12 protein-coding genes are annotated in these 13,495 nt (G+C 61.7%); 7 read left to right on the top strand and 5 right to left on the bottom strand.

Features of this window, described 5'->3' with window-relative positions; genetic code table 11:
- Positions 1–4: 4 nt before the first annotated feature.
- Together BLS75_RS18085 and BLS75_RS18080 are read right to left on the bottom strand one after the other, a co-directional pair.
- Positions 5–694, bottom strand: a complete 690-nt coding sequence (locus tag BLS75_RS18085; RefSeq protein ID WP_072451483.1) for an ABC transporter permease — start codon at positions 692–694, stop codon at positions 5–7.
- 90 nt (positions 695–784) lie between these two features.
- Positions 785–1,561, bottom strand: coding sequence for an ABC transporter substrate-binding protein (locus tag BLS75_RS18080; protein WP_072451482.1), 777 nt, complete (start codon positions 1,559–1,561; stop codon positions 785–787).
- A 287-nt stretch (positions 1,562–1,848) separates the two neighbouring features.
- Here BLS75_RS18080 and BLS75_RS18075 point away from each other — a divergent pair, with 287 nt between their 5' ends.
- Positions 1,849–2,148 carry an Imm32 family immunity protein gene (locus BLS75_RS18075; protein ID WP_143031438.1) on the top strand — a complete coding sequence of 100 codons (300 nt, stop codon included), beginning with the start codon at positions 1,849–1,851 and terminating at the stop codon, positions 2,146–2,148.
- Positions 2,149–2,170: 22 nt separating this feature from the next.
- Here the strand turns inward: BLS75_RS18075 and BLS75_RS18070 are convergent, their stop codons facing one another.
- Entirely contained in the window at positions 2,171–2,527 is a 357-nt protein-coding gene (locus BLS75_RS18070) for a DUF6572 domain-containing protein (RefSeq protein WP_026020166.1), read from the bottom strand.
- A 106-nt stretch (positions 2,528–2,633) separates the two neighbouring features.
- Positions 2,634–3,545, bottom strand: a complete 912-nt coding sequence (locus BLS75_RS18065; protein WP_072451480.1) for a LysR family transcriptional regulator — start codon at positions 3,543–3,545, stop codon at positions 2,634–2,636.
- 194 nt (positions 3,546–3,739) lie between these two features.
- Between BLS75_RS18065 and BLS75_RS18060 the strand changes: the two genes are divergently transcribed.
- The 5 genes from BLS75_RS18060 (at position 3,740) to BLS75_RS18040 (ending at position 10,758) form a co-directional block, all read left to right on the top strand.
- Positions 3,740–4,042, top strand: a complete 303-nt coding sequence (locus BLS75_RS18060; protein ID WP_041117152.1) for a peptidoglycan-binding domain-containing protein — start codon at positions 3,740–3,742, stop codon at positions 4,040–4,042.
- A gap of 154 nt (positions 4,043–4,196) precedes the next feature.
- Positions 4,197–5,822 carry a peptidoglycan D,D-transpeptidase FtsI family protein gene (locus tag BLS75_RS18055; protein ID WP_275656355.1) on the top strand — a complete coding sequence of 542 codons (1,626 nt, stop codon included), beginning with the start codon at positions 4,197–4,199 and terminating at the stop codon, positions 5,820–5,822.
- A gap of 23 nt (positions 5,823–5,845) precedes the next feature.
- Positions 5,846–7,756, top strand: coding sequence for a penicillin-binding protein 2 (mrdA, locus tag BLS75_RS18050; RefSeq protein ID WP_072451478.1), 1,911 nt, complete (start codon positions 5,846–5,848; stop codon positions 7,754–7,756).
- Positions 7,757–7,829: 73 nt separating this feature from the next.
- Entirely contained in the window at positions 7,830–10,178 is a 2,349-nt protein-coding gene (locus BLS75_RS18045; RefSeq protein ID WP_072451477.1) for a penicillin-binding protein 1A, read from the top strand.
- Between the two features lie 148 nt (positions 10,179–10,326).
- Positions 10,327–10,758 (top strand): hypothetical protein, encoded by a 432-nt coding sequence (locus BLS75_RS18040; protein WP_072451476.1) that lies wholly within the window; start codon positions 10,327–10,329, stop codon positions 10,756–10,758.
- Positions 10,759–10,978: 220 nt separating this feature from the next.
- Here the strand turns inward: BLS75_RS18040 and BLS75_RS18035 are convergent, their stop codons facing one another.
- Entirely contained in the window at positions 10,979–11,335 is a 357-nt protein-coding gene (locus BLS75_RS18035; protein WP_072451475.1) for a DUF6572 domain-containing protein, read from the bottom strand.
- A gap of 517 nt (positions 11,336–11,852) precedes the next feature.
- Between BLS75_RS18035 and BLS75_RS18030 the strand changes: the two genes are divergently transcribed.
- A complete protein-coding gene (locus BLS75_RS18030; protein ID WP_072451474.1) occupies positions 11,853–13,478 on the top strand; it encodes a methyl-accepting chemotaxis protein in 1,626 nt (541 codons plus the stop codon).
- The last annotated feature ends 17 nt before the right edge of the window (positions 13,479–13,495 follow it).

Here is a 13,495-nt window from a genome sequence, read left to right as displayed (position 1 = left end):
CCCCTTACAGTTCGGCGGCTTTGAGGCCGACCGAGTAGTGTTTTTCCAGGCAGCGCAGCACCAGCAAGGACAGGCTGGTGAGCATCAGGTACAGCGCCGCCACCGCGAGAAAAAAGGTAAAGGGCTGGTGGGTGGCATCCGCTGCGTTCTTGGCCTTGAACATCATGTCTTGCAGGCCGATCACCGAGATCAGCGCGGTGGACTTGGTCAACACCAGCCAATTGTTGGTGAACCCGGGAATGGCGAACCGCACCATCTGCGGCACCATGATTCGCCAGAACACCTGGGCACCGCCCATGCCATAGGCCAGCCCGGCCTCGGCCTGGCCCTTGGGGATCGCCATGAAGGCGCCGCGAAAGGTTTCCGATAGGTAGGCACCAAAAATGAAGCCCATGGTGCAGACCCCGGCGATAAAGGGGTTGATGTCGATGTAGCGGGTGTAGCCGAGCGCCAGCGCCAGGCGGTTCACCAGGTCCTGGCCGCCATAGAAAATCAGCAGGATCAGCACCAGGTCTGGAATACCGCGAATCAGGGTGGTGTAGCTTTCCCCGAGCACTGCCAGCCATTTCAGCGGTGACAGGCGCAGGGCCGCGCCGATCAGGCCCAGGGCAATCGCCAGGGCCATGGACGTCAGCGCCAGGTTGATGGTCAGCCAGGCGCCATCGAGAATGCTCGAACCGTAGCCGTGGAGCATGATGAAATTCCTCAAGCTCGCGCCACAAGGCGCGCAAGACAAGCCGTAGACGACGCCAGCCAGCAGCGGCGCCGGGGCTCAGGGAAAGGCTTACTCGCCGTAGATATCGAACGCGAAGTACCGGGCCATCACCTGCTGGTACTTGCCGTTGGCGCGAATCGCGTCGATTGCCGCATTCAGGCGCGCCAGGTTGGCGCTGTCACCCTTGCGCACGGCGATCCCGGCGCCCCGACCAAAGTACTTCGGATCGTTGATATCAGGCCCTGTGAGGGCAAAGCCCTGGCCCGCCGCGGTCTTGATGAAGCTTTCATCGGTGTTGACGATATCGGCCAGGGTGGCGTCCAGGCGCCCCGAGGCGAGGTCGAGGAAGGCTTCGTTCTGTGAGGCGTAGCGCACCACGACGACGCCGGCGGGTTCCAGTTGCTCGGTGGCAAAACGATCATAGGTCGAGGCGCGTTGCACACCGACTTTCCTGCCCTTGAGGTCCTGCAGCGGGTCGTTGATCAGGCTGCCGGCCTTCATCGCGAACTTGCCAGGCGTGTGGTAGTACTTTTTGCTGAAGTCCACGGATTTCATCCGGTCTTCGGTGATAGACATCGACGACAGAACGGCGTCGATCTTGCGCACCTTGAGCGATGGAATCATGCCGTCGAACTCTTGAATGACCCATTGGCACTTGACCTTCATTTCTTCGCACAGGGCGTTGCCGATGTCGTAGTCGAAGCCGCTGACATTGCCCTCGGGTGTCTTGAAGGAGAAGGGCGGGTAGGCGGCCTCGATACCGATGCGCAGGCTGTCTTCGTCGGCATGAGCCAGGAAGCTGGACGCACATAGCAGCAGGGCACCTAGAAGTTCTGTCTTGTTCATATTGTTGACTCCTGGGAAGGCATTGGGGGGGAGCGGGTACCCGCCATCCGGGGTGGCGCGCTGGATCTGTCCTGTGATCAGTGCAGCCATAAATGACACAATAAAAATCAATTTGCAAAGATATTGAAAAAAATCATATCAGAGCATGGCATGAGAAAGTGCTTTGCCTGCGCAGGCGTTTGGGGTTGCTGTAGAGTCGTTCCCGGCTGTATTGGCAGCGTCGTCGGCGGGCGTGCGGCCTGCTGCGGGCTGTCGGGGCAACAGCGACTATCGGCCAGGCCCTGGGCTTGGCCAAAATTAAAGAACCACCTACGGGCGCAGGCATTCAACCTTTGAAAAAGCTGAAGACATTCACCGTGCATGGCACCGCAGTTGGCAGTGACCAGCGCATTCAACTGGACGAAATTTCGATTCTCGCCGAGCCGGACACACTCAGGGCACTGGGTGAGTTCCTGATCAACGCTTCATGTGAAATGGCCGCGAGCGGCCTGGAACATGTGCACCTGCAAGACGCGATCGAGCACTTCTCGCACCAAGAGCATGTGGATGTGATTGCCCTCAACCGGGCTGTGATCAAGCCTGCCTGAGGCAGCGCCGTGCCCGGCCCGGCTACATGTTGCGAATCCTCTCGTCGACCCTGAGCTCGAACTCGAAGCCAATGCCCACGTCATTCAGGGTTTCGGTCACGCGGGCCATGAAGTACTCGGCCTGCGCGGGCAATTCATACAAGCCAATGACCCGGATGATCGGGTACTTGCCATAGGCGCCGGGGATCTCGGTGTAGATCTCGCCACTTTCGATGAAGGCGATGTAGCTGTTGATTTTCTCTTGCAGCACGAGCAAGTGCTCGCCTTGTTCCGCCTTGTCGCCCCATTCGAGGTGGTCGGTCATCACCAGTAGCAGGTCGTTGGGAGCCTCCTTGGAGATCCCCCAGAAATCGATGACTTTGGGATTGGTGACGGACATGGCTGATCCTTCAGGCGGCGGGGGCGGGGATTGTATTACGTGCCCCGGGGTTAGTGGCGGTGCTGTAGCAAGTGTCCGTTCTGAGACGTTCGTAAGCCTTCGCCCTTCATTGCAGAAAGAAATGCTCCTTGATCGAATCCAGCAGCAGTGACTTGACGATCTGCAACGCGTTGTCGTGTTTGCTGCCCACGCGCATGCCGATCTCAAGTTCGTAGGAAGGCATGGGCACGGGGCAGGGGAAGGTTTGCAGCGAACTGATCCGTTCCATTGCGCGTGCGGCATGGGTGGGCACGGTGGTGATCAGTTTGGAGCCCACCAGCAGAAAGGGAACGGCGGCGAAGTGCGAGGTCGAGGCCTTGATCGTGCGGGTCAGGCCGACGTTGTTCAGGCCTTCATCGACAATGCCGACATAACCTGCGGACGACACCAGCAGGTGCGGACGCTGAGCGTAATCCTCCGCGGTCACCGGGACGGTGTTGTGGGCATCGGCGATGCCCAGGTAGTTGCCGCGGCCCAGCCTGATGCGGGTGATCAAGTGCGAGGACAAGCCTCCGGCGGAGATGGCGAGATCGATCTTGTGGCCCATCAGCATGTCTTGTACGACGCCGCTGTGGGTTTGCCGGAAGAGGATGCGCAGCCCGGGCAGGCGCTCTTCCACCACCGAGAGAATCTTCTGCCCCAGGGCGATTTCACTGTCATCGGAGAGCCCGATGGTGAGGGTGCGGCCCTGCACTTGCTGGCCGTCGGAGGCCATGGCCAGGGCCAGCCTGCAGCGGTTGATGGCTTCTTCGACCAGGGGGTACAACTCGTTTGCGCGCATGGTCGGGCGTAGGCCGCGCCCTGTGCGCTCAAACAACGGGTCGCTATAGATCTCTCGCAAACGTGCAAGGGAAGCGCTGACCGCCGGCTGGGTGACGCCCAGCCGGATAGCCGCGCGGCTGGCACCGCCTTCTTCGACCAGGGCGGCAAAAACCCGGAGCAGGTTCAGGTCGGTGTTTTCGATATCAATGGGTTTCATATCAGATAGCTTGAATAGAGCATTGATCTATATTGTACCAGCCATAAAATGACCCGCCAAAACAATCAACGGCTTGAATTACAGAGCCGGTGTTGATGTTTCCAATACTGGGGTAGTGCCCGTTAGTTCGGTTTTTTTATAGGCGGGCATAAGCCTTGGCTGTTGGGTAAGAGGTTTTAACCAGAGGTTGAAGTATGGCGCGCCACTGTAAGTATCTTGCGGCCATGGTGCTCTTTGCCTGGGCCTTTGCGGCTTCTGCTTGCCTGTTTGAAACCGCCATCGGCTCACCTTTGGGAGAAGAGGTTGTGGGTAGATTGCAGCAGGCCCTGGCGGCGCGAAATTATTATCAGGGAACAATAGATGGCGTGGTGGGGGAGAAAACCGAAGAAGCCATCTTTCTGTTCCAGATGGACTGTGAACTTCCGTTAACCGGCAGTATCAACTCGCAGATCCTGCAAAGGCTGGATATAAGGCCGCCCTTGTGGTTATCGGAATAAGTGTGTGGCTTGAAGGTCCGGTACAGGGAAACGTAATTGTTTCGCTATCAAAGGTCAGTGGCTGGAAAGTGGTTTTATTCTTATGGCTTTAACCCATAGCCCAGCGTCTGGTTATCCGTGGCGATTCAGGCTGGCTGTTGTTCTGGTGGGGGTGATGGCCGCAATTGTGTGCGGCCGGATCATTCAACTGCAGATCGCCGACAAGGCGTTTCTGATCAAGCAGGGCGATGCCCGAAGCCTGCGCTCTGTGGCTATCCCGGCCTACCGAGGCTTGATCACCGATCGCCATGGGCAGCCTCTATCCGTCAGCACGCCGGTGACCACGGTCTGGCTCAACCCCCGGGAGCTGATGGGCGAGCAGGGCCACTGGGCTGCGCTGGCCCAGGCGCTTGACGTGCCACAGAGCCGGTTGAGCTCGATCATCCTGCGCAACCGGCAGAAAGAGTTTGCCTACCTGCATCGGCGCGTTGCTCCCCAGGTGGCGGAACAGATGATGCAGGCGGTGCAGGCACTCAAGGTCACGGGGGTTCATACGCTGCAAGAGTCCCGCAGGTTTTATCCGGCGGGCGCCTCCATCGCGCACGTCATCGGCTTTACCGATATCGACAACCGCGGTAGCGAAGGGCTCGAACTGGCTTATGAGAGTGTGCTGCGCGGGCGCGATGGCAAGCAGTTGGTGCTCAAGGATCGCCGTGGCCACTTGATCGAGGACCTGGGGGTTTCGCGCCTGGCCAGGCCCGGGCAGGCACTCGCGCTGTCTGTGGATCTGCGCCTGCAATACGTGGCCGATCGAGAGCTGCGCGAGGGCATTGCCAGCAATGGTGCGGATGCCGGCAGCGTGGTGATCATGGATGTGCGCACCGGCGAGATCCTGGCCTTGGCCAATCAGCCCAGCTACAACCCGAACAATCGCTCTCGGGTGACGCCGTCGATGATGCGCAATCGCGCAGTGGTTGATGTATTCGAGCCGGCTTCAACCCTGAAGCCGTTCTCGGTGGCCGCCGCGCTGGAAAGCGGGCGCTGGAAGCCGGGGGACAGGGTGCACGTGGCAACCGGCACCTTGCAGATCGGCCGATACACCATTCGCGATGCTTCCAGGACCGCGGGCGAAACCCTGGACCTGACCGGCATCCTGGTGCGTTCGAGCAACGTTGCCATCAGCCAGGTGGCCTTCGATATCGGCGCACCGCGGATTCATGACCTGCTGCACCGGGTGGGGCTGGGCCAGGAGACGGGCGTAGGGTTCCCCGGTGAACAGACCGGGGTGCTGCCCCTGCGCCGGGAGTGGCGGCCCACCGAAACCGCGACGCTGGCTTACGGCTATGGGGTGTCCGTTACCGCGGTACAGCTGGCCAGGGCTTACGCCACCCTGGTCAACGGCGGTGTCCGGGTGCCCGCTTCACTGCTGCGGGTTTCTGCCGTGCCCAAGGGCGTCCAGGTGATGCCGGCCAGCGTGGCCAACACCGTGAAAGACATGCTGGTGCAGGTGGTTGAAGGCCCCAGGGGCATCTATCGGGCCAAGGTGCCTGGCTATCAGGTGGGCGGAAAAAGCGGCACCGCGAAAAAAACCAGCCAGGGTGCCAAGGGCTATCTGGCCAGCTCCTATCGCGCCATGTTTGCCGGCTTCGCCCCGGCGGCAAACCCCAGGTTCGTGATCGTGGTCGTGGTGGACAACCCCAGGCACCACGGTTTTTTTGGCGGGCTGGTATCCGCCCCGTTGTTCAGCAAGATCATGTCGCAGACTCTGCGCCTCAATAACGTGGCTCCCGATGATATTTGAAGCCTATGCAGCAAGAGTTGCCCATGCCGCAAATCAGTAACTTCAATCACCAGCAAACAGAAGATGCGATCGTCACCAAACGAATAATGGCAAGTGCCGTGCTGGTGGTTCTGCTGACCGCGGCGCTGGTGGTCAGGCTTTATTTTCTGCAAGTGACGCAACATGAGTACCAGGTTGCCGTTGCGGAAAAGAACCGCGTGCACATCAGGCTCATCCCGCCAGAACGGGGGCTTATCTATGACCGCAATAAGGTGGTTCTGGCCGATAACGTAGCCAGTTTCAACTTGACCCTGACCCGTGAACGCGCCGGGGATGTCGGTGTCGTCCTTGGCCATCTGGCGCGGATTCTGCAATTGCCCGAAGCCGAACGCAGCCGGGTCGAGAAGGAACTGCGCCGCGCAAGAAGAGCTTTCGAGCCCGTGACGCTGATGCTGGACCTGACGGAAAAACAGATGGCGCAGGTAGCGGTCAATCAGTTCCTGTTGCCCGGTGTCGAGGTCCAGGCGCAGTTTCTCAGGCAGTACCCCCATGGCGAGCATTTTGCCCACTCGGTGGGGTATGTCGGGCGGATCAACGAGCAGGAGTACAAGCGCCTCGATCCGGCCCGATACCTGCGCAGCCAGTTGATCGGCAAGACCGGGATCGAGCGTTTCTACGAAGACGCCCTGCATGGCCAGATGGGGTTTGAAGAAGTGGAGACCAATGCCCAGGGCCGGGTGATGCGGGTGCTGCGCCGGCACAACCCGATTGCCGGGCAGGACATCGTCCTGACCCTCGACGCCGGGCTGCAGGGTGCCGCCGAGGAAGCGCTGGGGGACCGGCGGGGCGCGGTGGTGGCCCTGGACCCGGCCACGGGGCAGGTGCTGGCAATGGTCAGCCGGCCGAGCTTCGACCCCAACCCCTTCGTCAAGGGCATCTCTGCGCCAGGCTACGCCGCCTTGCGCGATTCCGATGACATGCCGCTGTTCAACCGGGTGTTGCGCGGGCTCTATCCCCCGGGCTCGACCATCAAGCCCATGGTGGTGGTGGCGGGCCTGGACAGCGGCGTGATCACCCCCACCAGCCAGGTGTTTGACCGGGGTTATTTCGAGCTGCCCAACTACAAGCACAAGTACCGCAACTGGAACCGGGGCGGCGAAGGCTGGGTGGACATGTACGACGCGATCATGCGCTCCAATGACACCTACTTCTATGACCTGGCCCACAGGCTGGGGGTCAGAAGGCTGCACAGCTACCTCAGCGAATTCGGTCTGGGGCAAAAGGTTTCGATCGACATGTTCGAAGAGGCAGCGGGATTGATGCCGTCCCCTGAATGGAAGCGCGCCACCCGCCGGCAACCCTGGTTCCCTGGGGAAACCCTGATTCTGGGCATCGGCCAGGGCTATATGCAGGTCACACCCCTGCAACTGGCCCAGGCCACCAGTCTGATCGCCAATCGGGGGATCTGGCACCGGCCGCACCTGGCGCTGGCGGTCGGCGGCCAGGCGCCGGTCGACCCCAGGCCCATGCCGAACATCGTGCTCAAGGATGCCCATTCCTGGGATCAGGTCATCCAGGGCATGCAGATGGTCATGCACAACCCCCGTGGCGTAGGCCGCGCAGCAGCCCGGGGCGCGCAGTACCGCATTGCCGGCAAGAGCGGCACGGCGCAGGTGGTGGCGATCAAGCAGGGCGAACGCTACAACCGCAACAAGACCCATGAGCGCCACCGGGACAACGCGCTCTTTGTCGGCTTCGCCCCGGCCGAACAGCCGGCCATCGTGGTGGCGGTGATGATCGAGAACGGCGAGGCCGGGGCCCGGGTGGCCGGCCCTGTGGTGAGGAAAGTCATGGACGCCTGGCTGCTCGATGCCAGTGGGCATCTGCAGCCGCAGTTCGCCGTACCGGTATCCAGCGACAAGCGCGCAAACACCCTGACGGTAAACGCCAGCTAGGCGCGCAGGAAATCAGCCAGGGCTCCAGGGCCCGCCAGGTTCACATTCAAAACGGTAAGCGAGGAAACAGCGGGTGCGAGTCATTGAATATCTGGGTTGGAGTGTGCTCGCGCTGGTCAGCGTGGTGCTGCTGGCCGCAAGTGGTACCTACCTGTATCTGCAACCCCGGCTTCCCGATGTCGCGGCCCTCAGGGACGTGCATCTGCAAGAGCCCCTGCAGGTCTTCACCCGGGATGGGAAACTCATCGCCGAGTTCGGTGAAGTGCGGCGCATACCCCTCGCCAGCGCGGACATACCCCCTGACTTTCGAGCGGCCTTCATGGCCGCCGAGGACGGCAACTTCTATCAGCACCCCGGGGTCGACCCGGCCGGGTTGCTGCGGGCGGCGTTCGAGTTGCTCAAGAGCGGCCACGTTCGCTCCGGCGGCAGCACCATCACCATGCAAGTGGCGAAGAACTTCTTCCTGAGCCGCGAGCAGACCTTTTCACGCAAGCTCAGCGAAATTCTCCTGGCCCTGCAGATCGAGCGCAGCCTGAGCAAGGAGGAAATCTTCAACCTGTATGTCAACAAGATCTACCTGGGCAAGCGCGCCTATGGCATCGCGGCAGCCGCCAGAATCTATTACGGCAAGCCGGTGGCGCAGCTGAGCCTGGCTCAGGTGGCGATGATTGCCGGGCTGCCCAAGGCGCCATCGCGCTACAACCCGATCAACAACCCCGCCAGGGCCAAGCAGCGCCGCGACTGGATTCTGGGGCGCATGCACGCGTTGGGCAGCATCGATACGGCCAGGTATCAAGCAGCCCTGGCGCAAGGGGTAGACGCCAGCTACCACGCTCCGGAACCCGAGATCGATGCTCCCTACATCGCAGAAATGGTCAGGGCGGAAATGTTCCGGCGTTTTGGCGATGAGGCCTACACCCTGGGCCTGCGGGTAGTGACCACGGTTCCCGGTTCATTGCAGGCGTCGGCCACTTCCGCGCTGCGCAAGGGCTTGAAGGTCTATGACAAGCGCCATGGTTACCGCGGCCCTGAGGGGCATTTCGCAGGCCGGGCCGGCAGCCAGTGGCCCGAGCGACTGAAGGCTTTTCCAGCGTATGGCGGCTTGCGGGCGGTGGCGGTGACCCAGGTTTTCGAGCAAAGCATCAGCGTGGTGGATGACCGCGGCCAGGAGCACTCCGTGCCCTGGAGCAGCATGAAATGGGCGCGCCCCTATCTGGGCCACAGCGCCTTGGGGCGCCAGCCGGTGCGCCCGGCCGAGGTGGTCAAGGTCGGGGATGTGATCCGTGTCGACCCCGAGCACGATCCGCTGCTGAGCTTCAGCCAGGTGCCCAGGGCCCAGGGCGCGCTGGTGTCGATCGCCCCGGAGGACGGGGCGATCCAGGCGCTGGTGGGCGGTTTTGATTTTCAACAAAGCAGCTTCAACCGTGTGCTGCAGGCCAGGCGCCAGCCGGGTTCGAGCTTCAAGCCCTTCATCTACTGCGCGGCGCTGGACAGCGGCTACACTCCGGCGACCCTGGTCAACGACGCCCCCATCGTCCTGGGGGGCGACTACTCCGGCCCGGTGTGGCGCCCGCAGAATGAGAACCGGACCTTCCTGGGGCCGATTCGCCTGCGCGAAGCCCTCAACCGCTCAAGGAACATGGTCTCCATACGCTTGCTGCAAGCCATGGGGGTGGACAAGACCATCGACTACATCGCCCGTTTCGGGTTCGACCCCCAGGACCTGCCTCACAACCTTTCCCTGGCCCTGGGCACCGCGTCGGTCACGCCCATGGAGGTGGTCGCGGGCTGGAGCGCCTTTGCCAACGGCGGCTACAAGATCAGCCCGTACTTCATAGAGCGCATTGAAGACCCCAAGGGCCAGATCGTGTTCCAGGCCAGCCCGCGTTCGGCCCCCACTGCACAGCGGCCAGCCCCCGAGGCGGTGGCCGAGCAGATAGTCGACAGCCGCACCACCTACCTGCTCACCAGCCTGCTGCAGGACGTGGTCAAGCGCGGCACTGGCCGCGCCGCAGCCGCCATGCAGCGCCCGGACATCGCGGGCAAGACCGGCACCACCAACGAGGCCAAGGACTCCTGGTTCACCGGTTACAACGGCCACTACGTCACCAGCGTCTGGGCCGGTTTCGACCAGCCGCAGAGCCTGGGGCGGCGCGAATGGGGCGTGACCATCGCGCTGCCGATCTGGATGGACTTCATGACGGCGGCGCTCGAGGGAACGGAGCCTTACTCCCAGCCGGAGCCGGATGGCATCGTGACCCGCCGGATCAACCTGGAAGATGGCAGCGCCGCCAGCGCGCAGGCGCCGGGCACGGCGATGGAGGTGTTCAGGAGTGACAATGTGCCGCCGGTGGGCGCGGGAGAGGGGGCAACTGTCGACGGCGCTGCGGACATGCAGCGCACGATGCAGGAACTGTTCTAGTGGCCGGGCCGGGCCCTGATGGCGAGAACCGCCCCGGCGATTTTCCAACAACCGTTGCGTAATGGATAGTTGGCCATAGGATGTGCGCGTTGCCGATGATGATCGGGCCCCATCGTCGTGATCCTTTACTCAGTTTCAAGGTTGCTGCATGAATCCGGATGACTTCAAGAAATTCAATATCGGCTCAATTGTTCGGGCCACTCAAAGCTCTGCTGCGCTCAAACACCAGCTCGGCTTCCTGATCAAGGTTCTGCAAGAACTGGAGATCCAGTTCTCTGACTGCGAGCAGGATCCTCTGCGCCTGGCGAAAGCCTATGTTGCCGGAGAAATTCCTGCTGAACGCTGCAAGGCGCAGGCTGCACTCTGGTGGGCAAAAATCGATGAGCAAGGGGCAATACGAGGGTTCAAGGATCGGGAGGTATTGAAGGCACGACTGGCCATTTGTCTGCTGTCGAATGATGAGGACGATATTTCCGTGTTGGGAGATAACCTCTCGTGGTTTCTTGAGGTGTTGGGTTTCTTGAATGTGGAACCGATGAAGCCAATTGAAATGATGAGAGAGTATTTCGAGTTCCAATAGAAGTTCATTCGCGCCCGGCTCGCTCTCGGTGCCCTGGCCGGCAGCCTGACGACAGCCAAGACCCCATGCGTTTTGCTGGCTCCCTCCGTCACGCTGGCGGGGTGCTCGACGCGTTTTCCATGAGCAGCATGTGGATTTCATTGCGCTTGATCGGGCGCTGATCCTGCCTGCACAAGGTGTCCCTGCGCGCGGCTCAATCGGCGAGCGCGCAGGGGGCGAGCTACAGGCTGGGAGCCTCTTGGTTCACTTTCAGCTCGAAATCGAAGCCGATGCTCCGCTCATGGAGGATCTCGGTAATGCGTTTGAAAAACCAATCGACTTGCTCGGGCAGTTCGTGCAAACCCAGTACCCGGATAATCAGGTGTTTGCCGCAGGCATCGGGAATTTCGCTGTAGATCTCGTCACTTTCGATGAAGGTGATGTAGGTGTTGATCTTCTCTTGCAGCAGGAGCAGGTGTTCGCTGTGTGCCGCTTCGTCACCCCATTCGAGGGGGTCGACCATGATCAACAGCAGGCTGTCGGGCGCGGATTTGGGGATGGCCCAGATATCGATGACTTTTGGATTGGTGATGGACATTGCTGATCCTTCAGAACGTGGGGGCGGCGGCATTATAGGCCGTAGCGATGGGTTTCTTCAGTGGGCAATCGGTGGTCGCGGTTCCGGCCCGTGGGCGAGGCCAGGATGGGCTGCCGGGGCTTGCCCCGTTCAGGCGCAACCTGATCGAGCGGCGGCGTGCTCTTTTCAACAGCGGTCTGATCGACGGTAGTGACAAAACGCCACCATCTGCTATGGCTTGTTAGGCCCCCCTGGATAGATGCCGAGCTCCAGGTGCCATTGCCCAGAAAAATCGAGACGGCGCGGGCCGCGTTATTCGACTTAACTGATGCTCACCCGCCAAGGGGGACATGGGCGCAGGAGGACCGAGTGGGGCCTGCGTCCCGACAAGCCTGGATTGACCCGAGTGAGTATCGACGTTGCCGTGCAGGGTGGGCCGCTAACCCAGTCGTCGGCTTGTTTGCAGCTCTCTGACACTCAGTCGATAGCGTGGAATGACAGCAGGGAAGTACCGACCATTCTATTAGAGAGATAAAAAATGAACGTCAGGACAATGAATCTTGCTCCAAGGTCTGCCGCCTTTTTCTCGCTCATTGTCCTGGTGGTGTTCGCCCTGGGCATTGTCGCCGTGCTGCAAATGGGCAAGCTGCGAGATGCGGAGCAGGATGTCGAGACCAACTGGATGACCAGCATCCGCGAGATCGGCAAGATGAAGACCAGCGTCTTGCGCCTGCGTCTGGAAAGCATCCGCATCACCGTGACCACCGACGAACAGCAGCGCCAGACCCGCATCGCCTCGTTGAGCGGTTATCGATCCAACCTGCAGAACACCATCAACCAGTACGAACCCCTGATCACCGGGCCGGCGGAGCGTGAGCTGTACCAGGCTGTAGCGACCGATGTGCAGGCCTACTTCAAGCTGGTGGACGAGCTGGAGCCGCTGTTGCGCAGTGGCGACAACGCCGCGGCCATCACCCTGATCAACACCCGCATCAGCCCCATGACCAACGCCATGCAGGAGAAGATGGACAAACTCTCGGACTTCAACGACGAGGGCGCCAGGCAGGCGGGGATCACTGCCGCGTCGGTTTACAGCAGTGGCCTGACGCTGGTGCTGGTGTTGATGGGGGTGACGGTGGTGCTCACCGTGGTGTTGGCGGCGGTGCTGACCCGCAGCATCACCGCGCCCATCAGCGACGCCCTGGCCGTGGCCGAACGTATTGCCGGCAGCGACCTGTCCCGGGAGATCGGCGTCAGTGGCCGCGATGAAGCCGGCCGCCTGCTGGCCGCCCTGGCGCAGATGCAGACCAACCTGCGGGAAACCATCGCCCACATCGCCGATTCCTCCACCCAACTGGCCTCGGCCTCGGAAGAAATGACCGCAGTGACCGAAGACGCCAGCCGCGGGCTGGTGCGCCAGAACGACGAAGTCAGCCAGGCGGCCACCGCCGTGACCGAAATGAGCGCCGCGGTGGACGAGGTGGCCCGCAACGCCGAAGCCGCCGCCCAGTCGTCCCGCGAGTCCATGGAATTCACCCGCTCCGGCATCGAGAACGTGGCCCAGACCCTCAAGGCCATCGAAGGCCTGGCCGGCAACGTGGCCAGCACTGGCGAGCAGGTCAAGGCGCTGTCCAGCCGCGCCCAGGACATCAGCAAAGTGGTGGAAGTGATTCGCGCCATTGCCGAACAGACCAACCTGCTGGCCCTCAACGCTGCCATCGAAGCCGCCCGCGCCGGCGAGCAGGGCCGAGGCTTTGCGGTGGTGGCCGATGAAGTGCGGGCCCTGGCCCACCGCACCCAGCAGTCGACCCAGGAAATCGAACAGATGATCAGCGCGATCCAGGCCGACTCGACTCACGCGGTGAGCGCCATGAACGTCAGCGCCGAGATGGCCAGCAGCTCGATCTCCGTGGCGCAGAACGCCGACCTGTCCCTCAAGCAGATCGCCCAGGCGATTACCCAGATCAACGAACGCAACCTGCTGATTGCCACCGCCTCGGAAGAACAGGCCCAGGTGGCGCGCGAGGCGGACCAGAACCTGACCAGCATTCGCGAGCTGTCGATCCAGAGCTCGGCGGGGGCCAGCCAGACGGCCAGCGCCTGCGGGGAGATGGCCAATCTGGCGATCGAATTGAACCGGCTGGTGGCACGGTTCAAGGTTTGAGCGCGGTTTTTTGCCCT

Source organism: Pseudomonas sp. NFPP12 (genome assembly GCF_900103205.1).
Classification (GTDB): domain Bacteria; phylum Pseudomonadota; class Gammaproteobacteria; order Pseudomonadales; family Pseudomonadaceae; genus Aquipseudomonas; species Aquipseudomonas protegens.
Note: the sequence above shows the minus strand (reverse complement) of the source record. Positions and strands in the feature narration are given on the sequence as shown.